Annotated in this window: 24 protein-coding genes and 1 tRNA gene; all 25 read right to left on the bottom strand. The window is 53.5% G+C overall.

All coding sequences use genetic code 11. The features are described from left to right. Positions 1-3: 3 nt before the first annotated feature. Positions 4-1380, bottom strand: a complete 1377-nt coding sequence (locus CJ260_RS10260; RefSeq protein ID WP_198947446.1) for a hypothetical protein — start codon at positions 1378-1380, stop codon at positions 4-6. After that, on the bottom strand, positions 1377-2105 hold the full coding sequence (locus tag CJ260_RS10255; protein WP_095630121.1) for a hypothetical protein: 729 nt from the start codon (positions 2103-2105) through the stop codon (positions 1377-1379). The genes CJ260_RS10260 and CJ260_RS10255 overlap by 4 nt, the downstream gene beginning before the upstream one ends. After that, positions 2106-4919 carry a phage tail tape measure protein gene (locus CJ260_RS10250; protein WP_095630120.1) on the bottom strand — a complete coding sequence of 938 codons (2814 nt, stop codon included), beginning with the start codon at positions 4917-4919 and terminating at the stop codon, positions 2106-2108. Positions 4920-5094: 175 nt separating this feature from the next. Beyond that, positions 5095-5457: a hypothetical protein gene (locus CJ260_RS10245; protein WP_095630119.1), complete on the bottom strand. Its 363-nt coding sequence runs from the start codon at positions 5455-5457 to the stop codon at positions 5095-5097. Positions 5458-5471: 14 nt separating this feature from the next. Further along, positions 5472-5927: a phage tail tube protein gene (locus tag CJ260_RS10240; protein ID WP_095630118.1), complete on the bottom strand. Its 456-nt coding sequence runs from the start codon at positions 5925-5927 to the stop codon at positions 5472-5474. A gap of 14 nt (positions 5928-5941) precedes the next feature. After that, positions 5942-7120 carry a phage tail sheath C-terminal domain-containing protein gene (locus tag CJ260_RS10235; RefSeq protein WP_095630117.1) on the bottom strand — a complete coding sequence of 393 codons (1179 nt, stop codon included), beginning with the start codon at positions 7118-7120 and terminating at the stop codon, positions 5942-5944. 4 nt (positions 7121-7124) lie between these two features. Then, positions 7125-7565: a DUF6838 family protein gene (locus tag CJ260_RS10230; protein WP_095630116.1), complete on the bottom strand. Its 441-nt coding sequence runs from the start codon at positions 7563-7565 to the stop codon at positions 7125-7127. Continuing rightward, positions 7558-7962 (bottom strand): HK97 gp10 family phage protein, encoded by a 405-nt coding sequence (locus tag CJ260_RS10225; RefSeq protein WP_095630115.1) that lies wholly within the window; start codon positions 7960-7962, stop codon positions 7558-7560. Before CJ260_RS10225 ends, CJ260_RS10230 begins: the two co-directional genes overlap by 8 nt. Further along, positions 7962-8285 carry a hypothetical protein gene (locus CJ260_RS10220; protein ID WP_233127962.1) on the bottom strand — a complete coding sequence of 108 codons (324 nt, stop codon included), beginning with the start codon at positions 8283-8285 and terminating at the stop codon, positions 7962-7964. Before CJ260_RS10220 ends, CJ260_RS10225 begins: the two co-directional genes overlap by 1 nt. Before the next feature lie 8 nt (positions 8286-8293). Then, a complete protein-coding gene (locus tag CJ260_RS10215; protein ID WP_095630113.1) occupies positions 8294-8695 on the bottom strand; it encodes a hypothetical protein in 402 nt (133 codons plus the stop codon). Positions 8696-8948: 253 nt separating this feature from the next. Continuing rightward, positions 8949-11180, bottom strand: a complete 2232-nt coding sequence (locus CJ260_RS12845) for a minor capsid protein (RefSeq protein WP_158221401.1) — start codon at positions 11178-11180, stop codon at positions 8949-8951. Between the two features lie 13 nt (positions 11181-11193). Further along, positions 11194-12165: a major capsid protein gene (locus tag CJ260_RS10200; protein ID WP_095630111.1), complete on the bottom strand. Its 972-nt coding sequence runs from the start codon at positions 12163-12165 to the stop codon at positions 11194-11196. A 17-nt stretch (positions 12166-12182) separates the two neighbouring features. Beyond that, positions 12183-12809, bottom strand: a complete 627-nt coding sequence (locus CJ260_RS10195) for a phage scaffolding protein (RefSeq protein WP_095630110.1) — start codon at positions 12807-12809, stop codon at positions 12183-12185. 19 nt (positions 12810-12828) lie between these two features. Next, entirely contained in the window at positions 12829-13200 is a 372-nt protein-coding gene (locus tag CJ260_RS13005) for a hypothetical protein (protein ID WP_233127961.1), read from the bottom strand. A gap of 80 nt (positions 13201-13280) precedes the next feature. Further along, the gene (locus CJ260_RS10185) at positions 13281-13472 is read right to left on the bottom strand and encodes a hypothetical protein (protein ID WP_095630109.1); all 192 of its coding nucleotides are present in this window, start codon (positions 13470-13472) and stop codon (positions 13281-13283) included. Further along, a complete protein-coding gene (locus CJ260_RS10180; RefSeq protein ID WP_095630108.1) occupies positions 13465-14856 on the bottom strand; it encodes a phage portal protein in 1392 nt (463 codons plus the stop codon). The genes CJ260_RS10185 and CJ260_RS10180 overlap by 8 nt, the downstream gene beginning before the upstream one ends. Positions 14857-14863: 7 nt before the next feature. Next, entirely contained in the window at positions 14864-16117 is a 1254-nt protein-coding gene (locus CJ260_RS10175) for a PBSX family phage terminase large subunit (protein ID WP_095630107.1), read from the bottom strand. Beyond that, a complete protein-coding gene (gene terS, locus CJ260_RS10170; protein WP_095630106.1) occupies positions 16107-16781 on the bottom strand; it encodes a phage terminase small subunit in 675 nt (224 codons plus the stop codon). The genes CJ260_RS10175 and terS overlap by 11 nt, the downstream gene beginning before the upstream one ends. Positions 16782-16820: 39 nt before the next feature. Further along, positions 16821-16894, bottom strand: a tRNA-Trp gene (locus CJ260_RS10165). A gap of 299 nt (positions 16895-17193) precedes the next feature. Continuing rightward, a complete protein-coding gene (locus tag CJ260_RS10160; RefSeq protein WP_158221400.1) occupies positions 17194-17634 on the bottom strand; it encodes a DUF1492 domain-containing protein in 441 nt (146 codons plus the stop codon). A 164-nt stretch (positions 17635-17798) separates the two neighbouring features. Continuing rightward, complete coding sequence (locus CJ260_RS10155) at positions 17799-18335, bottom strand: hypothetical protein (protein ID WP_095630104.1); 537 nt, start codon at positions 18333-18335, stop codon at positions 17799-17801. Positions 18336-18341: 6 nt separating this feature from the next. Continuing rightward, the gene (locus CJ260_RS10150; protein WP_095630103.1) at positions 18342-18866 is read right to left on the bottom strand and encodes a hypothetical protein; all 525 of its coding nucleotides are present in this window, start codon (positions 18864-18866) and stop codon (positions 18342-18344) included. 5 nt (positions 18867-18871) lie between these two features. Next, complete coding sequence (locus CJ260_RS10145; protein WP_095630102.1) at positions 18872-20230, bottom strand: DEAD/DEAH box helicase; 1359 nt, start codon at positions 20228-20230, stop codon at positions 18872-18874. Further along, positions 20230-20541, bottom strand: coding sequence for a VRR-NUC domain-containing protein (locus CJ260_RS10140; protein WP_095630101.1), 312 nt, complete (start codon positions 20539-20541; stop codon positions 20230-20232). The genes CJ260_RS10145 and CJ260_RS10140 overlap by 1 nt, the downstream gene beginning before the upstream one ends. A gap of 381 nt (positions 20542-20922) precedes the next feature. Continuing rightward, positions 20923-23334 carry a virulence-associated E family protein gene (locus CJ260_RS10135; RefSeq protein ID WP_095630100.1) on the bottom strand — a complete coding sequence of 804 codons (2412 nt, stop codon included), beginning with the start codon at positions 23332-23334 and terminating at the stop codon, positions 20923-20925.

The following is a 23334-nucleotide window of genomic DNA, read 5'->3' as shown; positions in this document are numbered from 1 at the left end:
TCGTCACCCCCTGCTCGTCTTGATGATCTTTGTCGGCGCGTAGTCCATGGCCGTGTAGTCGCTGCCGTGAACCGTCCGATGCTGCGAACTGCTATTCCCGTAATAGCCGCCGCTTCCGTCGTATATGACGACGTGCTGATTATCGCCGTACACGATGACATCGCCTTTCTCCAGGCTTCCCGCCGAAAAGTCCTGCACGCCGATACCTGCATTTTCCGCGTCGGCTACTATCTGCGGCACGTTGACGACGCCGTTATTGCTTTCCTGCGCCAGGAACGGGCTGTAATAGCCGCCGATTTTCCCGACGGCTTCTACGCAGCCGTTATCGCCGTTATCCATTGTCGTGTTGCCCCAGGCGCCCCACCCGGCGTCCATGCCGGCAGACACGTTCATCGTGCCGTCGGCTTGCGCCGCCTTTTCCTGCTTTTCCGCTTTTACTTCGTCCATTAGGTTCTCAAACTCCAGCTCCAGTTTCATTTCGTGTTTGCCGTCCATAAAGGTATGGGTGTCGGCTTTGACCCAAAACTGCCCGTCGAACAGGCTGTCCCGTACCTGGATGGAATATGACGCCTTCACGCGATAGTCGCCGAGCACCGTAATATAGCCGCTTCGTTCCGGCCCTTTCAGCAGGGCATTGGCGCCTTCCTGCGTGTTCTTGTTCGGGTCCGTCTTGTACACGGCCTGAATCATGGAATACTTGTCTATCCACTCTTGATTCGTGACATAATTCAGCGAGTTGCCCTGTTCATCGGTCACGAGCACACGGTTGACCATGTTTTCAATGCTTTCCCGGTACACGCTATCCGCCATGTTGGCGTTAGCGTCGGCGATATAACCGTCAATGAGCGACCCTTTCAGGATGATGTCCAGCTGATCTCCCTGTTCGCCGGCCATGATGGGGAAATACTTCTGTTTCGTCGTTTTCGCCGCTTCCGTATAGGCCATCATGATGATTTCGTACCCCGTCTTATTGTCGGCGATGAACGTAACCGGCGTGTTCGTCGCCGCAAAGTTGCCGGGCTTAATGCCCATTTCCGTGCAAATGGCCGCGGCGACCGCTTCGGGCGTGACGTTTGTAAATTTCCGCGTCGTCCGCGATTTCGTCAGGATAAAGAGGTTGTCAAAGGCTACGATGCGGACGCTGCCCCGTTTGCGGTCTTTTTCTACGTCGAACACATTACCGCGGAATACCAGCGTGCCGGCATCGTCATAGCCGAATACGGTTTCACCGTTGTTGATGACGACTTGCGGCACGTTGGCGTCGCGATCGTCCTGCACGTAATCAAATTCCAGTTTCCGCGCCGCCTGCAGCCGCGAGCCGCTCCATGTAAGGGAAGAAATCAGATCGGATATATCTTTTTCTTTATGCCATATCCTCATTTCGGCACCTTCAATCGTTCGCCCAGCTTCAGCTTGCCAATGTTGTTAATGGCTAGGTCCTTGATATTATTGGACTGGATAATGTTTCGATAATGGGTATAATCGCCGTATGCCTTCTTAGAAGCGTCCAGCACGTCGTTGACTTTATCCGTCAGCGTTACCGTATCCGGCGTTTCCATATCGGCCGCCCGTTCTTTTAGGCCCGTTTCCTCTGCGGTCTGCTTGTCGTTGTTCGCCATCGGCGTGTTGAGCTCTTTGTACTCAATAAACGACAACGTATAGTAAATGTCCCGCGAGCCGTCCCGTTCGGAATAATCAAATTGTTTCAGCGCCATCATCAGGTTAATGTTCGTATCCGAGATGATGACGCGGATCGGCGCCTTGGCTTCTTTCCATTTCGTCAGCATTTCCACACATTCAGCCGGCGTCTTGTTATCGCCGACGACGAACGGGTATTCGTGTGTCGGCGACGGAAAAAAGCTGGAAAATTTCAATCGTTTCAATGCCGGGTTGCCGAATAACTGCGCCTCGCCGAACTCGATGATGTCGACGATGCGGTTGTTTTGACCCGTCTGCATCTCATAAGACGCCGGCGTCACCGGCAGGATTAGCTTTTCTGCGTTGCAGCTGAGAATAACCTGCCGGTACATAGAGCCTCCGCCCAGCGCGGCGGAAACGAGCGTCAGCAGATTCCCGAAGCCCGTCATCAGACTGTCTAAACTCATTTACACACCTCCGTAATTGGCGTGGGCTGTGCTCATCAGCTTCAGCAACTCATACGCAATTCGGCTTATATCGGCCTCTTCGCGAACGGTAAACGTATTACCGGAAATCGTGACTTGCGGCGCGCCGCTGCTTCCAACTTGAGCCAGTTGCTTTTGCAGCATCCGCTCCGTCGTCGCATGAGGATAAATCCAGCTGCCGTTGGGCAGCCATACGGCCTCGCCGCCCCGTTCGTTGATTTCCGTCCAGCCGCCGGCAAAATGCGTCGAGCCTGTCGCGTTGTGGTCAAAGATACTTCCCACGTCAAAATTAAACGACGGCGCGGCGCCCTGCACGGCGTCCCATGCGCCGGACAGCTTTGCTGAAATCGACGAAGCCGCCGCCGACGCGCCTTGCGTCAGCGAATCCCACACACCGCTTGCCCAGGTCTGTAACGCCTCCAGACTTTGACCGGCCCTGTTTTTCGCCTCGTCGAATGACTGCGCCCACTGCTGGTTTTTCTCTGCCGCCGTCGTGGCGATCGTATCCCAACAGCCGACGGCAAACGTTTTCGCCTCGTCTGTTTTAAGATTCATGTAACTAGCGAACCCGTCCAAGTTTTGATGAATACTATCCTCCCATTCCTGCCCTTTCGCCTGCATCTGCGCGCAGGTCTGGGCATAGGCGTCGACCCATTCCTGATTTTTAGCGGCAAACTGCGCTGAAATGCGGTCGAAGGACTGGCTGGCATACTGCACTTCGTTATCCCAGTCGAGGCCGCCAAGATACTGCCCCAACGCGCCGCCGCCAAAGGACCCGGCCATGCCGCCGACAAGACCGCCAATAGCTGCGCCGGGCACAGCCCCGACGCCGCCAAACAGCGAGCCGATACCAGCGCCGGCGGCTGCCCCCGCTTTTGCGCCGACGAGCCAGCCTGCCGTACTGCCGACGGTGCCGCCGACAGCTGCCCCTGTCTGCCCTTCCGGCGCCATGGCAATATCCAGCGCGCCGTTCAGTAACGTAAGAGGCAAGCCTACGCGTGCCAACCGTCTGGCTATATTCGCCGCCCGGCTGCCCATGCCCGGTCTTGCCGGCCCGGGCGATGGTTTCCCCGGCGCACCGCCGCCTCCGCCGCCGCTTCCCGGCGTTGTCGTGCCGTTGACGATGACGGTCCGCGCATTGACGACCATATCGCCTGCACCAGAACCGCCGCCCCCTGGCTGGGAAGAAGGTGCTTTGGTTAAATCACCTAAATACTGCCGCGCCCGCTGCGCAAGGCTTACGATTTTCGTCAAGCCGACAACTAATGCTCCGCCGGCCAGCACAGAACCGACGCCGTCGAGCGCTAAGGCTTTATCTTTCAAATCCTTCAAACCATCGCCGAGGGGGGAAAGCAAATCCGTAAACTGAAACCCGTCGTCCAGGGCTTTATTAAACCCTCTCGTTAAATCAGTCAGCTCATCGATAAAACCGCGAAGCCCGTCGCCTGCACCACTATCTAGCAGTTTAATGGTCAAGTTTTCCCACGCGCTGGATAATTCGTTCAGTGAGCCTTTCAGGTTATCCATCATGACAGCCGCCGTGTCCGCCGCCGTAACTTTACTCATAGCGTCGTACATATCCTTGACGCCCTTAGCGCCTTCACGCATTAAAATCATGCCGCCACGGATAGCGTCCGACCCGAACATGGCGTTCAGATAGGTCATTTGCTGTTCTTTAGTAAGGCCTTTCAGACGGTCCTGCAAGAGCGCCGCGATGTCAGCCATGCTCTTCATGTTGCCACTGGCGTCGAAGAAAGCCGACGTGCCGTTTTCTGTCAGCAAATTCAATTCCGCAAACGCTTCCATTTGCGTTTTCGTCGTCGGGATCATATTCTGCAGCATCGTCTTGAGCGACGTGCCGGCATCCGAACCCTTCAAGCCGTTCTGTGCAAATACCGCCAGCGCCGTATTCGTATCGTCAAAGCTGACGCCCGCGCCGGCTGCAACGGCCGAACAAGCCGCCAGGGAATACCGCATTTCTTGCACGCTCGTCGCGCTGGCGTTTGCCGCCCCAGCCAGTATATCCGCCGCATGAGTAGCGTCGTCCATGTGAAAGGCGTTCATAGCCGTGCTCATGATTTCGGCCGCTTCGCCCATGCCAAGACCCCCGGCTGTCGCCAAATCCAGCGCCGCCTTAGACGCGTCGCCCAGCACGTCCTGGACGCTGACGCCGGCTTTGAGCAGTTCCGTCATGCCCTGAGCCGCTTCGGTACTGCTGAAGGTCGTCGCATCGCCCAGCTCCATAGCTTTTGCTTTCACCTGGTCCATCGTCTGAGCGTCCAAGTCAGTTAAAGCCTTGACCTGCGACAGCTGGGCTGTGAAGTCAGAATAATTCTGAACGGCATTAAACGCTCCAAAACCAATCCCCGCTGCCCCGGCCATCTGCATACTCGTACCCATCAGCATACCGCTGGCGGCATTGGACAAACCATTTTTCATCTGCTGAATCGGCCCGTTCTGCCGGATATTGACCACGGCCGTATAAACTTTCCCCTGCAAGCCGCTGAGCTCCGTTCTGATACGCCGCACAGCCTGCGTCGCTTCATCTCTTGCCCGTACTGTCGCTGAATACGTACCGCGAATCCCTGACAGGGACGACTTTGCTTTATCGGCCTGCTGGGCCAATTTAACGGCGGCTATGCCCGACTGTTCCATGCTGGCCGCCGCTTTATCTACGGCAGCCGACGTGCCGCGTAGAGATCGTTCAAAGTCAGTAAAGCCGCTCTTCGCTTTTTTGACCTGCGCCGAGAACTTATCCCGCAGTTCCAGCGTGGCGCTTAATACGTAATCGCTCATAGCGCGACCGTCCTTTCTGCCAGTAGTTTTAATTTATCGGCGTCCTGCTTCTGCTGCAGCTCCATGGCCGCATGGCAAAACAGCTTTTCCGATGGTTTCAGAGAAAAGAAGTACTCCAACGTGTGACCCCGGAGGACTAAAAAAGCGGCTGTCGCCGCTTCCCAGTCCTCTTTGATTAGTTTTTTACGTCTTCGTGGAGTTTCGATTCGATGTCTACGTTATAGCCGGCACATTTCATGATGGCCCGGCTAATGGCCGGCACTTCGCCAGGGTCGAATAATTTATACACGATGTCCGTCGGTTCCGTGCAGCCGTAGGCTGTCTGGAGGTCCTTGTCCTTCAGATTCGGCGATACGGTGGCATTGACAATTAAATACGCGTCATTGCCGTCCGACAAGTCCAGTGTTTCCGTCACCAGCGCGCGGGACGGTTTCAATACCGTAATGGTGCCGATACTGGTTTTCAAATCAAATTGTTCGTCCTTCTTTGCTAAAATCTTATCTTTCTGCTTGATTAAATCCTGTACACTAACTGCCATAGTATATATTCCTCCTATTCGACAACTTCCAGGAACTGGGCGTCTTCCGGCGTAAAGCCGAAGGGAAATTCCTTTTCGACGACCTTGCCCTTTTCAAAGGTCATCAACGTCAGCTCGTTAAACCACACGTTGTCGACGGAACAGCGTTCCTTCTGCCCGTCTGCCGCGTCGGGATCCTCGATGAGCCCGACGAGCGTCGCCCGCGGGTCGCGGCCGGCTTTCCATTCTTCCAGATACTTATTGATGTTCCGGTTGACGACTGACTTAATCGTAAACGTGCCCGACCCGGTCAGCGACACAATCTTGCTGTCCTTGCTGTTGCCGATCAGCACGTCCTCGCGGTCGGCCGTTACCTTGCACTCGTACTTGGAAATTTCAAATAAGAGCTCGTCGTCCCACCATACTTTGCCGTGAGAGCCGTTCCAACGACGGCGGCCGCGGTATTGCGTATCTTCTGCTGCTCTTCCCATCTAACCTGCACCTCCTACATCATAAAGTTAATCGTCAAATCTTCCATAGCGTTGACCGGCGTGATGCGCCCTTCCAGCATGACCTTCGTGCCCGTGTTATACTCGCGGATTTGCTGATCCGTCATGGTGCTGGGGTCGTCGCCGTGAAGGGTTGCGTAGTCCTTCTGCGCTTCCACGTCAATATCCACCGTGTTGATGGCCGTCGGGCTGTTGTCCAGCACGTTGCCTTTCAGTTCTTTGAAGTAAATCAAAATAGCGTTGATGAAGTTCATCTTGTGGTCGTAATCGTTAATGTACTTGCCGATATACGACGTCTTGAACGTGTCGCGAATGTCGTCGGTAATCATATCGATACATTCGATAATTTTAATGTATCGGAAGTCTTCGCCGACATCGGTCGTAAATGTCGTCAGGCTGTTGCAGGCACGGGCAATCTTGACGCCGTTGCCGTCCTGTTCGTCGAACAAAAGCAGCTGCCCGTCGTTAATCAAGCTGTCGATGTCCTCATAGGCATCGCAGCTGACGACTTCGCTCAGCTGGTAATACGTCGCGCTGCGGTCCAGCGCCAGGCCGGCCAAAATACCGGCGATACGGGCCGTATACTGAGCCGCCGAATAAGTGATGTACTCTTCGTCAGAGGATACCACAGCTTCCCCCACCATTGCACTGCCAGCTTCCGCAGCGGTGTATTCCGGATTGAGTACGCGGATATTACCGGTGCAGAAATTAATAACGCCCTTATCGTCTGCGGGCTGATTGGCAACCACAGCCTTGAAGGTCTTGTACTTATTGTTGCGCATCGTCTTAATCCACGACGCCAAATCTTCCATATCCTGGGCATCGCCCGTCGGATTACAGATATAGTTCCACTTGACATTGGCAATCTGCTTCAGGACGCTGGACTGTGTCACCGTCGGCGATTCGACGCTGTCGTCGGGTATGGTATAAACCAGCACCCGCAGCGGCGTTCCTAAGAGGCATTTCTTAATCAAATCGACGTTGGCCTCCGTCAGCCCTTCGGCCGGAATGTCCGTTACGTCGTTAATCCGGTAATATCCCATCGTATCAGTCTTTTCATTTTTCAAAATCATGACAACGATACCGCGGGCCGAACGGGCAATAGCCGTCGTAGCCTTCGTTTTAAAGGTAATCAGCACCTGCGGCGCGCCGAATACTTCTTTTTCGTTTGCCATCGTATCACTCCTTTTTTAGCGTAAGCTGTAATTCTTCCATTAGATCCTCCGTCAGCCTTTGGGCTTCCCGGTAATCGGCAAATTCCAAGTTGAAAATGTAATGCAGCACCTCGTCGTGAATCGTCGTTTCCGCGTCGAGTATGGTGATAGCCCTGTCCTCTATATAAAAGACCGGACGAATCACCGCATCCAACGTATCGGCGATGTCATACAGTACGGCCCGATCGACGCGGCCATACCGGTCTTCGTCGGGGACAAAGGTAATATCCACTTGTATGACCCGTTCACTGTACACGCGGTCGACCGTATGCACCATAGGCTGCATTTCGACATAAAAATACGGCGCATCTCGTTTTTCTACGTTATCGAAATGCACCGCATACTTCGGGTAATTCTGTTTTAGCAGGACCGTGAAGGCCTTCTTCATACTTCGTAAGTTAATCATCGCCAAATATATTCTCCATGATTTGTTTCGCATCGTCGCGGAAGGTTTTGCCGGACTGCAGCATGGCCTTATGCAGCATTTTCTTACCCGGTACAAAGGATTTTTTCAACCGTTTGCCGATAGCCGGTACAAATCGACCGGGTGTCTGCCGGTGGCCGTATTCCACATGGGCCGCATACTCGGTATTGTTGTATACCGTCACAGCCCCCTGCACAGCCCGGGTACGGCGCCAACCGTTTTTCAATGCGCCTGTATCCGTCGGCGTATTGTCTTTCGCATGGCCGATGATGACTTCGGCTTCCTGGGCAACAAATTTGTCGCGCTTCGCCGCCCCCGCTTTCGCAATCCGGTCCAGATGCTCGCCGAGCTCATCAAAACCGCCAAATTGAATCCCCATTAGGCCTCACTATCCCTTCGCACGCTGATTTCCTGATGGGTCGGATACTTAAACGCTTGGGCCGCATACAACACAAACGTCTGTCCTTCGTGCGTAATGGTCAGCGCATCGTCGGGCTGAATATCATACGACGGCTCCAGGCAGATACGCAGGTCCGCCCGCAGCCAGTATTCCCGATCGCGCTGCTCGCTCTGCAATTCTTTACCGTACTGGCTCAGCTTGCACGGCACGTCGGTATACACGTCCGTCATAGCAAAGCTGTCCGCGCCCTCGTCATCTAATACGGGCGTCTGCCGCGATACCGTCACGCGATCCAGATACATGTACCGCCTCAGGGCTGCACGGCATCGGTCGTATGGCATGGACATGTCGGCCACCTCACTTTCCGGTACAAGTTTAGCTTCGGGTGCAGGGCTTCCAAATCGGCGTCCATCGTGCTGCCGGCGCTTGCCGTTTCGGCCACGGCAAACTGGAACTCCGTATCGTTCTGCTTGATGCTCTTCAAGACGCTGCGTCCGCCGTTTGCCGCATCCTCCAGCCAGGCGCCTATCAGCGCCGCCCCGGTCAGGATAAGGGCCGATGGGAAATCCTTGCGGTGACAGTAGTCCAACACATACCCGACGATGTGTTGCGCATATACTTCGGCCGCCGCTTCGTTTCCCAGTTCGCCATGCAGCGTCTTCGCCGTCTCAACGAGCTTGGTAACGGCTTCATCTGCTGTAATATATTTCATGTCGCCCTCCTTTCGGGCACGAAAAAAGCACCCACCATATTGTGAGTGCTTTTTATTCCGCTTTCAGATACCATTCGCATGGCCCGCCTTCATCAATCTCTTTCGGCTTTCCGTAATTCCCCGGATACATGACACATGTGCTAAGCAATGGCTTACCTTCTGCAAATGCACACGTCGGGCAATACTTATAATCCGGCGGTGTGCAGCCACACATAAACGGACCTGTTACATTCCCCGGCATACGACACACCTCCTAATGTTCCTTACCTACGTAATCAATGCGGCTTCCTTTCCACTCGGAATCCTCTTCTTGATATTTATTATACCCGAATTCGGGATGAACTTCCATATCTATATAGATTCTTCCGTTCTTTTTGTCGATATTAGTAATCTTATATTTAGCTCCGCGTTGCAGAATGACTTCAAATTCTTGGCCGTAACTTTTTTGTTCCTGGATACCATCCCAATTAACGCCGCCACCATTTCCAAAATTAGAAAAGGGCTCGGCGTACATCATTTCAGTCCCTTCAGGTACGTAAATATTTAATATAATCTCCTTCTCGGAAAATCCGGCGCCTTCGCTGGCGGCTGTAGAAATAAAGTTATCCATAGTTGCCCTACGTCCAACAAACTGCTGCAATTCTTCTTGGCTCATCGAATAAAACGTTCCCGGCTTTAACTGCAGGAAACTTTCCATAGCATTGCTGTTACAACCACGCTGCAACCAGATGTCAAACGAATACTTCGACTGCTCAATCAATGCCGTCATGGCGCGAATCTCATCGCCAGTACGTTCATAATTGATCCAGACATTTCCGGGACCTTTATAATACTTAGGCTCCCACCCAGTGCCGGATTCGTAATACGGCTTTTGATACCCCGCTAAGGGTCGATTGAACCGCCCGCTGCCGCAGGTATACTCAAAGATGGCATCTTTTTGCGTTTTGGTCGCATTCCGCCAAACGTCGCCACATACAGAGCGAAGAACCGCGTCAGCGTCCTTTTTGCTGGTAAACCGATAGGCCCGCTTCTTGCGTTCTTCGCTGTATGGGTCGGTCTTGCCCCCATGGAGATGTTTTTCCAACTCCAGGCGCGCCCGCACCAATGATTCCTGCGCCGCTTTGTACGCCTTGAGCTTTTGCGCATATTCTTTACCTAGCGTATCAAATTCTTCCAGCTGTTGTTGGAGCAGCTTAAATTTAGCCACATCGTTGCCGGCCGCAATTTGTTCTTCAAAATACGCTTTCTTCGCCGGGATTTTATCCTTTTTAGCGCCCCATTCCGCAACTGTAACATCATCTTTCCAAATGTTACTGTACGTATGATTCGGTACCGCATCCAGCGCCGCTTTCGCGGTAAAGGCCGCCGTAGCCGCTTTCCGGGCAGCTATCCGCAGCTCTTTCGTCGTATTGACATACTTCCACTGCGCATACCAGGCGTCAAACGTAATCTTCTTATCGACAAATACGGTATGCCATTCTTCGTATGTCATATCCGCCGGTATCCACATGGACTGCCCTGCTGCCTTCTTGGCAATTCGCGTCCCCGTCTTTGCCTTACCCGGGCCGTACAGGCTGCCGGCAATGGTAGAGCGGCAGTTTGGGTGCAACGGCGGAATGTTCACGCCGTACTCTCTTTCTTGCAAGTAAAAGACTTTGCCGTCCATGCTGCGGCATTTGTCCGACGTCCTGCGGTCAAGGGTGGCAATAAAACGGTAGTACTTCATGCCAGCGTCTTCGATACTTTCAAAGGCTGCCTGATTATTGACAAAATTCAGCTCCGTCCGCACGAGGCGGCGGGCGTTGCTGATGCCAACGTCCATGCGCTTGGCGACTCGTTTCGATATTTTTTCGACGCTTTCGCCGCGATGGACGGCTGTCAGCATTTCGTCTTTCAGCATTTTCGCCAGGAGCTTCTGGTTCTTCCAGATGCGCTCGCTGTAATTTTTGCCGCTCCACCGCGTCCGCAGCACGTCCTCCAACGCCTTAGAATCGACCTTAGATACGGCGTTTTGCAGCTCTCCGGCTTTAGCGATGTCGTACAGGCCATGATAGTAATTGTCCTTGTAGGCGTCCGTCAAGAACGACTTCATGCTCTTAGATACATTACGCCCCAGCTTATCGAGCTCCATCAGCGTCTCGCTGTACAGCTTGTCCAGGCGGCTGATGCGGCTGCGCATAGCCAGCACATTCAGTTCCCGCTCCAGGCCCTTATCGCCCGTCGCTTCGATTTTCTTGACGTACTCTTTTATGTCCATGCGCCACTGCCGGAACTCGTTTCCTTTCAGCAGCTTCCGGGCTTCAGCTATGGTTAGCTCGTTATCGACGGCAAACCGGCCGTACAGGGCGGCGATTTCCGTCTGAATACGGCCCAGCGAAGCCCGGTAGTAGCTGGCCAATTCCCGTTCGATAGTTTCCTGACATTTCTTGTGCCAGTATTGTTCGCGTTCTTCGGCCCGCTGCGCCCAATAGGCTTCGCTGTCCATATGCCGTCACTCCTTACGTACCGATTTTATGCTTAATGGCAACTAAGCGAATCGCCTTATCTTCATAGACACGTTTCCAATTCGTGGCTTTTGCCAATTCTTCACGGGTCGGCGTTTCTACGTTCGCCTGCGACGCCTTCTGGTAGGCGATGCCACGCGGGTGGAGGATAAACGTACGGCGGTTGATCAGGTAATCGACACCAGAACCTTTCTTCTTATCGCGGTCCACTTCCGTTGCCACAAAACCTACGGGATTACCGTTACCTAAAGCAATAGCTCCCTGGCCGAACAAATATGTCGTATACACTCCGCCAGATACGGGGCAGCCGTCGTCGACGATGACACGGCGGCCCTGGTAAGCTTCAAATTCAACGCTCGTGCTGTCCCGTTCTGTCGTGATAAGGTTCTGCTTTTTGAGATACGATTTAGTCGCGCTATGCATGACAACGGCTGTCAGGTTCCCTTGGGCGTCGCCAAGCTTCTGCAGCGCATCGATAAATACGGACGCGCTGATATTAGCCCCTGCACCCTCTGCCGCCGACACATCTAATACGTGATTAGCCATCGTACTGGCAGCAAATACCCCAGTCAACAAGTTAATCAATTCTTTTTGCATATCCCGCGCCCAGAAACCGGCCGCCAAGTCACCGATAGCCGCCATAGGGTCGCTGCCGGCAAGGGATGCCGACAAATCTGTCGCGCTCCACATCATGGCCCGGCGGATCGTAACGGATACGTCCTTATTCGACGTGATCTTATTTGCCGTCAGGTCGTTCCCTTCGATGACGGCTTCCGAATCGCCCGTCAAATCCTCGAAAAACGGCATGTTGTGAATCGGTGCTGCCTCGCTGGCCAGACGGTCAAATTCGGCGTTATTCGTTACGATACCGCTCTGAAATAAGGCCGAAAGCTCCATGGTACGCTTAACAACGTACGGCGTAAAAAGTTCCGGTACAATCACATCAGTTAATGTAGTTCCTGCCATAACAAATCATTCCTCCTTTAAATCGTTACGCCGGCAGCCGCGGCAAGCGCGCGGGCCTGTTCCGGGTTCTCACGTAAAATTTTTCCCTGTTCCGTCAGGTTAAAGGTTTCTTTCGCAAATGGATTTTTATCTAGCGGCCCACCACCGCCGTTCGGTTCATATCCTTTGCCCTTCGGCTTGCCGTCCTTGAACAGGAAAGGCTTATCCTTTTTCAAGGCCGTAAGCTGCTCGTCGAGGCCCGTGACCTTCCCGTCGTCGCCGAGAATCAGCTTAGATTTGTCAAACAACCCCGACACAATACCGACGTCCTGCGCATCGGCGGCGATGGCAATCTGAATAGCCGTCGAAAGGCGCATATCTTTCATTTTCTCATCGTATTCTGTCTTGGCCGCTTTATTAGCGTCCTGCAAGTCCCTGATCTGTTTCTTGAGGTCTTCGTTGTCGCCGGCATTTTTCTTTAACTCAACCAGCTGCTTATCCCTCTCGGAAATCGTCGCCTGTAATGTCTTCTTTTCTTCCTCGACGTTATCGTACTGAGATTTTGGTACGTATGCCTCGTCTAAAAATTTTTTAACGACGTTTCCAGCCTCCGCTTTTTTTTCGTCTGCAATCCCCAATGCCACAATTAATTCATCCATCGTCATAGTTTCTTTCTCCTTCCCATTAAGTACCGGCCGTATACGTACCGGTAATAGCAATAGGTTCGCCCTCCGACATAGTTAGCTGACCTGAAATAGCCGTACCGGTAACGTTAATCGTGCAGCCCGTAATCGTCGGCGCATTCTTGCCAGCAGGGCCCGTTGCACCGTCCGGCCCGTCTGCGCCAGTGGCTCCCGTATCACCCTTATCCCCCTTCGCGCCTTTTAGATTTTTAAATGCGAAGGCAAACGTCCTTGCCTGAGCCGTGCCGCCCGGCGTGACTGTCACGGATGGTGTTCCGGTGTTAGCATCTACCGTCGCCGTCACCTCTGTAATTTCCGCAGCGGCGCCGGCCGGTCCCTGCTGCTTTTCTACAGCAGCGATACCGTTTTCCATGTGATTTAAGGCATCTGCCTCAATAATATCTCCTGTCTTCCATGTTTTCGGTTCATATGACATCCTAATCACCTCTCCTATCAAATTTTAGTCTCGCCCGCTTTTGCCGTTCCTACTAATGCCTTGGCCGCTACCGCTTCACTATACTCGGTAGTATGCTCTACGCAATACTGGATTATGCGGCAGATTTCATATTCGTTTCTGTCGGCAACTGCCGAAAAGGGAAAATCTTTACCAAATTCTTTTACATACGCTTTAAGCCATTTATACATCGTCTTCACCTCCTCCACTGTCGCCATCATTGTAAATATCCGCTTGCTCCTGCCGTTTTTGTTCTTCTGCATCTAATTCCGTTTCCTCGTCTTCGACGTTTTCGACGAAGGGGTGATTTTTCAGGATTGTCTTGCGGGATATAATCCCCTCGGACTTACTGCACATATCAACCAATTCGGCATCATTGCGGATAGATGTCCGCGTCCAAGTCTGGATAATGTTGTCAGCTGTCAAATGGTGGTGCTGTAAAATAGCCCGTATGAGCTCGTTAAACCCCAGCCGGAATTCCGTCTCCATCATCCCCGCTTTTAACTCTAACAGCGCATACAAAAATTTCATTGCCTCTCCGCTTGTCGCGTCCAGACCCTGCTGCTGCGGGTCAATGCCCTGCCCCAAGTCAAAAATCGCCTTACGGGTGATTTCAAGCATTTTTTCCCGCGCTTCGACAGGAATATCAATCGTGAGAGTCGATAAGCTTGCTGGATCTCCTACGCCGCCATTATCCAGCGCCACCATTTTGAACCGCTTAATCTGCCGTAGAAACCTTCCTGCATCTTCGTCGCCATATCCCGTTAAAACAAAAAGGACCTCTTGAATATCCTCGAGGTCGTTCATAAATCCGCTGTATGTTTTATCATACGTATCGATGAGCCGTTTCACAGGCGGCAGATCTCCACGGGCGATGTTATTGTTTTGAAACGGGATAAAAGGCACGCGCCCAAACGAATGGGAATATGTATCGCCCCCTTCGTTAGCCCCAGCAACGCCGACAAAACATGGCCAATACATCAAGGTATCCAAATCCCCCCGCTTACGGAAAGCCTGACATTCCGCCTCATTCCAATACTCATATACGTCCCATGTATCGCCGTTGTCATCGATGTGCTTATACGCCCGCAGCACGGCCAGCAGCGTATGATCCAACTTTGTAGACCAAACGGGAATGACTTCGGCCGCCGGAACGACACCCCAATTAAACCCGCCGGCTTCCCAGTAATGCACCCAGGCAAGTCCGGCATTGCTGGCAGCCACGCATAAATCTTTTGCTTTTTTTCCGTAGCCGTCGCCCAATGCTTCAACAATAATTTTATTCGCCGCATCATTTTTAACATCAAACTGCGGCGGTGTCGTAAACATATACGCCGCTTTCTGATTTACCAATAACTGATGGAACGGGTGCGGAATACGATTATCTGCCTGCCGCATCGGGTCTGGTAAACAGGGGCGCCCCTCGTTGTCTACTGTGCGATGATACGACGGCTTATGACTTAAAATGTCGTTTTCCCCACGGTAATACCGCTCGGCTATTGCCATGCGCTCTACTACCTCCACATGTCCAGCCGTGTATTTTTCTATCAGCTTTTTTGCCGCATCTAAATTCATAAGCACCTCACCACCCTTGATATGTCAAAGTTCGTATCCGTCTCCGCAACATGGCCGGCTCCATACCATACCGTACCGCGTCGATCGCATGATTATCTGCATCGGGGTAGGCACTGATAAACTGCCCTTCGCGGTTGCGCTCGTACTCATAGCCGATAAACTCGCGGTACGTATTAGGGCAGCGCCGCTTGTCGATATAGATATGGGCCAAATTTTGCAACCACCTCATACCATGATCTACGCTGTCCGGGCCCTTGCGCGCGCCGGCTACGTTGAGCCCAAGGCCGCGCATTTCAACGATAGATTTAGGCTCCGCGGAATCGGCAATGATGCGGCAGTCATTGTACCTCGCGCCGATTTGTACCGCCGCTTGCCGGTTTGTCAATTTTTGCTGGTATATCTCATCGAAAATATACAAATCTTCGTGCTTAGCGTCGTAATGCATCGCCACGAAGGCCAGCGGGTCAACGGCAAAGCCAAAGTCCAGGCCGTAATACCGTCGGTCAAACCGCCTAATCATCTCGTCGGTCATGACCATATCTTCGACGTTTTCAAAGACGGCGCCGCCGGTTCCCGTGACCTCGCCGAGATACTCGTGTTTATACGCCGTCTCGTTTTTCGCTTTCAGCTTTTCCGCTTCCAGTAAAAACTGGTCGCCCAGCCATGCACGCGGCACGTCTAAATACGTCGTCTTATGGACGAGCCGGTCCGGGTACTCGTTCAGGATTTCCTCGTTCACCCAGTTATTCCGGCTCTTCGGCGGGTTATACGACGCAAAGACCCAGTATTTCTCGCCGCCGCGCAGCAGCGACTGGTTGAGATTGCGGATTTCCTCCATACCGCTGAACTGGTCCAGCTCTTCGTACCAGACGATACCGACGTACCCGAAGGGCAACTTGATGGACTTTACTTTCATCGGATCATCAACGCCGAAGAACAAGATTTTTTGCCCCGTCGCCTTGTACGTAATTTCATGGGGCGACGTAATGTACTTAAACCGATCGGCGACACCTAACTGCTCGATACCCCACTGTATCTGCGGATACACGCTGTTTTTTATCGTATTCCCGACTTTACGCAGTACGACAGCGTGGCACTGCGGGTGCTGCATCAAAAGCAGCGGCACCTCGATGCCCACAAAGGACGACTTCGTACTGCCGCGCCCGCCAGGTAGCCAGTAAAAGGTATGTCCGTGGTCCTGCACGTCCCAAAACACACTGTCGAAAGACCGCGCGATGCGGTCGGCGATATTAATCTCCATGCATATCCTCCTTTCTGCGGAACACAAAAGCTACTGTGTCCGCCTGCTGTCCGGTCTGCAAATCCTGTACCTCGGCCTTGAGCTTTGCAATGCGCAGCCACTGTTCTTCGTCAGCCAGGCCCTGACGGCACATCTCGTCGTACTGCTTGATCATGTTGTTCAACGTCCCCATGGCCCGGCTCTGGGCTTTCAAAAATTCTGCCTGTTTATCCCAGGCAAACTGCAGCTCGTATTCCTCTTCATAGACGCCATCGCCGTCGCGGGTACGCTTCAGCACTTTGGTCAGGTCCTCTTTGTCTTGGACAAACATAATCTGCTGCGCCCGGACGATAGCCGCATATTTCAAGCAGATGTTTTCCCACAGGATGTCGATCGGTGCCTTTTGCTCGAAGGCCTCGACAAGCTCCCTCGTTTCTTCCGGCAGGTACTTGGCAAACAGTCCATGTGTCACCGCGTTCTGATTTCCTGGCGGTGCGCCTGCACCCACTGCATTAGTATTAAAAAAGGGTGCACCCGTTTTTTTGTGTGCACCCTTTTCGCGCTTCCAACCATACCGCCGCTGCCACGACTTTACCGTATTGACGGATACGCCGTACTTTTTCGCTATCTCCTTATATTTCAGCCCTTTCACGTAATCGTTATAGGCTTTTTCCTGCGTCGTCATATCACATATCTCACCACCGCCTGTTGTTTGTTTTGAAATTGGCAGGCGCAGAAGGACTCGAACCTCTGCCTGCGGTTTTGGAGACCGCTATGCTGCCGCTACACCATGCGCCTACGTTTACTTAAAAAATCTATGCCGGTTTCGAGATTTTACCGGCCCATGATTGAGCGATGTCCGATTGTCTACAGGCTTTACGTAAAAATCGCAGGCATCTAACCCGCAGGGCTTGCGCCCGATGCGGCACGCGCCGCGCTTATTATACTTACAGCTGTAAATAGGACACATCAGGCGCACCCCCGTTTCCGGCAAACAAAAAAGAGACCCACCGGCAAGTCCATTACATCAATCGGCCTGCCGGCAAAGTCCCTTTATCTCAAAACTTCACACTACCATTATATGCACTTTGCGAGTGTCATTCCATGTCATCTCTACGCCGCAATAAAAAATTTGCATGGATACGCGAAAAAGAATTGAGCGCCCTACCGTGTATCCTGAAAACCTGTTTCCAACTATAGTGCATATCCGCTGCGACTTGTTCCCATTCCATGCAGTTAATGTACCGTGCGTATAAAACCGCCTGCTGCGTTTCATCTGGCAACAATGCAATCATCGCTTTAGCTTTTACCCGCATGTCGATGAGTTTGTTCCATTCGGAAATAACCGTATCGAAATACTTTTCCAGTTTAATATATTTATCAGACAGATCCGATTCGCGCGTACCGGACACTTTTTCCGATAAACTTGCGGATTCCAGCGTTAAAATGTCCGCCCGTACAGCCGTTAATTCTCGCTCCGCCTGCTTTACCACGTAATTCTGCCGCCGCACCCTATTCAAATATTCCTTTGCTGTCAATTTCTTACCTCTTTTCTGCTTTCCTCGGCCCGTCAGTCCCAAACTCAACACCGAACATCTTCAGCCCCGCCCATCGGTCTAACGTATGCGGATTACATTCGCAGCAAGGGTAATCCTTGCTATGACAATGGGCGTACACGCACGTATTGCAATTCACTTCTACGTTATCCATAAATTCTCAACTCCCCGTATTTTTTCTCCCACGACTCAAGGTTCTCAAACTTCTGCCCGCACTCTAATGTCATGCACTTCATAAACTCCGGTATCATGACTTCGCCGTCGAGGATAAGCCGGGCGTAAAACTTTAGCTTTTTCTGCAGCCACCGCAGCCGCTCGCGGCGAAACCCGAACTTGTCGTATAGCGCATACAGCATCAGCGTGTACGTATAATCCATGCCGGCTTCGGCGCCCTTATTTTCGTCTGTACCGCTAATGCCGAGGGATTTTTTCAGCCAATGAATATAATCCTGCTTCAGCCGATTATCCACTCCGGCGTCGTCCATCACGTTTCGATACGCGCTGTACCGGTCTCCGTCATGGTTAATATGCCGGCTGTACTCGTCGACGGCCGCATCGATTTTAGCAAACCGCCCGCGGCCGAAGCCGTACCGGTCATGCAACGCCTGGTAAATTAAAACCTGCGTACTGGCAACGGCGGCATTGACGGCGATATGCCGCCGCGCCTGATTCGATAAACGCATTGCACATCACTCCCCTTGCCTTTTCACATAACTGCCGTCAAAATGCTTCTTGAACTTCCCGTTAAGGGACGCGCAGAACCCGTACAGTATCCCCGCCGGCTCTTCCACAAAATATACGATGCCGAATCCTTTCCCTACGCTGGCTACATACGGCATAGCCGGCATATTCTTCAACGGCATCAGCTGCTTTACAAACTTCTCATCGACGTACCAAGTTTCGCCTGCTGAGTCTACATATTGGATACCTGTACAGCCCTGGTCGCTGCACTTAAGCCCTGTTGGTATCAACCGGTTTTCGCCTTTCAGTTCCCTGGCCGGCAGAAGCTTTTTAACGCTTTCTTCCGAGACTACGTCCCCGTTAGGCTGTACCAGCTGTTCTAAGTTAAACGGGTGCGCCGTAAGCAGCACGGCAACTTTCGCATCAGAAATCAAGGTTCTGCCGTCTGGCGCAGGCCCGGCGACCACTCTCGTATCGCCCTTCAAATACCACTTCATGACTAACTGCATCAATTTATCTTCTAAGGTTACCATTTCCATCACTCCTTTAAGTGCGCTTTTATCGCTCGCAATAACTCGTCCTGCCCGGTTTTCTTCCGCTGCAGGGCCGCCATAACCTGTTCGTCAATCGTCCCCTGCGCCACCAGGTGGTGTATGATAACGGGCCTCGTCTGCCCCTGCCGGTATAGTCTGGCGTTCGCCTGCTGATACAATTCGAGGCTCCACGTCAGGCCGTACCATACGATGATATTGCCGCCGGCTTGCAGGTTTAAGCCGTAAGCACAGCTCGCCGGATGCGCCAGCAGCACGCGTATCTCCCCGGCGTTCCACCGGCGCACCGTATCCGCGCCGTCCAGCTCTTCCACCTGCTCGCCCAGATACCGTTCAATGCTGATCCGGTCGTGCTGGAACGCATAAAATACCAGTACGGGCCGGCCGTCGTTCTCATCAACAATGTCTTTCAGCTTCCTCAGCTTTTCTTGATGCAAAAAGGAATAGCCGCGATTCCCGCTGTCCTCGTACAAATTGCCGTTGGCCATCTGCAGCAGCTTGTTGGACAATACGGCCGCGTTGGCCGCCGTAATCTCTTTGCCTTGAAGCTCCACGACTAAATCGTGTTTCATGCGTTTGTACGCGGCCATACCGGCGCCTAGCGATACGGGTACGACGTTGTCGATACGCGGCGGCAGCTGCAGGTAATCGGCTGCCGACAGGCTCATGCAAATGTCTTGTATGCGGTCGTAAATCGCCTGCTTCGCCCCATCGTCCCGCAGCCGCCAGTTATACACGACGTGGCCATTAGACTGCCCGGGAAGAAAATACTGCTGGCGGTACGCCGTAATCGTCCGCCCCAGCCGCTCGCCGCGGTCCAACAAGTACACCTGCGCCCACAAGTCCATCAGCGTGTTAGGCGACGGCGTTCCCGTCAGGATATAGACGCGCTTAAAACTTCCCAAACATTTGCGAAGGGCCTTAAATCGCCGCGACGACGGATTCTTAAAGCTGCTGCTCTCGTCGACGACACATACGTCAAAGGGCAGTTTGTAACGGTACTGTTCGGCCAGCCACGCCACGTTTTCCCGGTTGATGACGTAGACATCGGCGCGCGCCTGCAAAGCGTCTTTTCGCTTCTCCTCGCTGCCCAGAACCGTAGAAAACGTCAGCTCCTGCAGGCCGTCCCATTTCCGCGCCTCTGCCTGCCACGTATCTTCCGCCACTTTCAGCGGCGCAATGACCAGCGTCTTGCCAATCATGCAGTAGTCAAACCGCAATGCCGCAATAGCCGACAAGACAGACACGGTTTTGCCAAGGCCCATATCCAGCAGCAGGCCGTAATGGCCGTGCCGTATCATACGGGAGACAGCCTCCTGCTGGTACGGGTGCGGCCGGAACTGCATTACAGCACCTCCTGCGTTACGCGGTATCGGTCGTCCTTGATAAACTGGATCAGCCATTCCAGCTCATCGGCACTGGATACGGTAAAGACCTTCTGCTGCAGATTTCGCATTCGGCGGATGACCTGTTCCTGCAATGGCCGCAAGGTGTGGCCCGGCGCCTTGAGCTCTACAAAATATACCTTACCGGGGAAAAGCAGTATCCGGTCCGGTACACCCGCCTGCCCGGGGCTGGTAAATTTCAGCGCCCAGCCACCGATCCGTTTTACTTCCCGGACTAGTTTCTGTTCTAAGTCTTTTTCCAATGTGTTCATTTCAAAGAGACACTCCTTTCCAACGCGCCAGAGGGGTGTAAACGATTTTTACCTCGCCTATATACTTTTATGGATTAGGCGGATTAGACCGGAACACCGTAAACCCCTCGCGCGTCTAACTAGTCTAATAAAAAATATTAATATAATAATGGTTTACATCGTTTACAGTGCCCGTTTACAGGCATAACCATGCGCCGCAAGGTGTAAACGGAGGGTGTAATCGCAAATTTTTTCCGTTTACACTTCCGGCCTAAATCGCCTAATTTGCAAAAAATGCAAAAAATCCGTTTACATCGTTTACACCCTATACTCTGTTTACACCTGGGCCTTTCTGTTTACACCTGAAGGGCCTGAAAATTACGTCGGATTTTATCGGATTGTTTATTTCACGCGCACATAGGCACGCTGCAATCCGTAGAGATTTCCGAACCGAAGATTGCCGCTTTTCGACCGGTGCGGCTCCCAGCCGTCCATGGACTGCATCAGCCCGTTTAGCTCCCGGGCAATGGCATTGGTCATCGCGGCCCGCGTCCCGTTCATGGCCTCGCACCAAATTTCAAGGACGCATACACGGTCCCGCACCACAGCGGCCCTGGGGTCCTTGTCGTCGTACTCTTCCAAATACGCACGACGGTCATACAGGTCATATGTACCCCAGTCCTCCGGCAGTTTTTTAGACAGGTAATCCTCTATCATACCGGCCTTTTCACTGCCTTCCGTGTGGGCTTTTTGCAGCTCCGCCGCAATAGCCGCAATCTCCGGCGTCAGCTGTAGATTCGAGTCTTGCTTGTAGGACTCGTATACCTCGGCCCAAATCTGGTCAATGATAGTAGGCGTCAGCTGCAATACGGTCAGTCGGCCGCCGCCGCGGACAAACAGCGGCCAAAAGCGGCGGCCTCCCGTGCGGTCTTTCAAAAATACGTAGTCATTCGTCGTCGCGGCGAATACGCACTGCCGGGGAAATTCTTCTGTACGTCTTCCGTAAGGCGCCCGGAACTTATCGACCTGCCGGCTGATGAAGGCTTTAATCTGGTCGTTTTCCGACTTATTTGTCGCCTGCATTTCCGACAGCTCGATGATCCAGCTTCCCTGTAGCTGCTCCATCGGGTCTTTTCCCTGCAGGCTGACGATGCTGTCGTTGAACCACTGCCGCCCCAGCTTGGCCAGTATCGTAGACTTGCCGATGCCCTGCGGCCCGCTGAGGACCAGGCACGGGTCAAACTTCACGCCCGGGTGCAGTACGCGGGCCACGGCGGCCTTTAGGTGCTGCAGCGTAACCATCCGCGTATATGCCGAATCTTCCGCGCCCAGATAGTCGACGTACAACGTCTCGGCCCGCGGCGTACCGTCCCACGTAAGGCCCTGTAGGTACTCCCGTACAGGGTGGAACCGGTTCCGGCTGATGACCTCCGTCAAGGCGTCGTCGATGACGCCCCGGCCGGTCAAACGGTAATATTTTGACAGGTAGTTGCGCAGGCTCGCATCGTCGGCGTCGCGCCAGATGGCGCCATCCTTGACCTTGTGCCACGGCAGGTCCGCTTTTAAGAGAATACGATGGCTGAACTCGTCGAGGCCGAACTTGTCCTTCAGAAACTTGTCGTGCGTCAGGATTAAGATAAAGTTTTCTGCCGTCGGCTTAATGGCCGCGTTCTTCCCCTGGCCGCGTTCCAGATCATCGAGCCAGCTGTCGTCGTAGTCTTCGCCGTCTATCAGTTCCGCGTCGTCAAACTGTTCCCGCAGTTCCTTGAGTTCTTCCCGGTTCAGCTCGTGAACCGTCCGCTTATCGTGTCCGGCCAGCTCGGCCATGGCCAGGAAGGATGGCCGCTTATTAATCGGTACGCTCTCGTCCGTATCGGCGTCTTTCTCGCCGAACAGGTGGATGCGCACCAGGTCAAAGGCGTTGCACAGCTTGCCGCTGGCGGGGTCCGTCCCGTGATGGCTGTAGGCAAACACGCCGTCATACAGGACCAGCCCGGCGGCCGTACTGCCGGCCGCGTAGGTATAGCGGTCCTCGTGTACCGTCGGCTCATACACGCCGGACAAGTACGCATCAATGGCCTCACTTATGGTATAGGCCCGATTAAAGGCGCCGATCAGCCCCGGCTTCGTCAGCGGGTCTCCCTGCTTCTTGGCCGTCAGCTTGCGCGCCCGTACCTCTGCCGCGCCGACAGGCCATTCGGCGGCGTCCTGCCAGTCATGATACCGGGCCAGCACCGTATCCGGGTCCAGTGCCGGCGCGTCGTTGTACTGGAAAACGTACTCTCCATTCTGGGGCGAGCTCGGCCAGTACATGAGGCGGTGTACGTCATACGTCGTCGGGTCAAACTGGTCGATGCCGACGTCCGCGGCGATGCGCCGGGCGATAGCCTGGTACATGTCCGGTGATACGGGGTTGGTTAACGGGATAATCAGGCGCAGACGCGGCGATTCCGGGCGGTGGCTGTGCGTCGAGTACACGGCCCAGGCGCTGTTGCCCAGCGCAAGATCTACGTCAAACAAGAAATCCTTGCCGGGATTATCCGCGTCAAGGCTTACCAGCTGCCGGGATACGACATGCGTCTGCAGGCGGCGGCCGCCCTGGAGCGTGCCGCCTACAAACCCGCCGACGTCTTTCTTCGCGTCCTTATCGGCCTTGGACATGGCCTTATACTCGGCCACGGTCTCCCCGGTCCGTACGGTCTCCCGGATACGGGCTAAAAATGCGGACCAGGTAGTTTCTGTATTGCGCCAGGTCTTCGCCCAGCGGCCGGCGCCTACGGCAATCGTAAAAGACAAATCGTGTGCGATACCCAT

The organism is Megasphaera sp. ASD88, assembly GCF_002287425.1.
GTDB lineage: Bacteria > Bacillota > Negativicutes > Veillonellales > Megasphaeraceae > Megasphaera > Megasphaera stantonii.
Note: the sequence above shows the minus strand (reverse complement) of the source record. Positions and strands in the feature narration are given on the sequence as shown.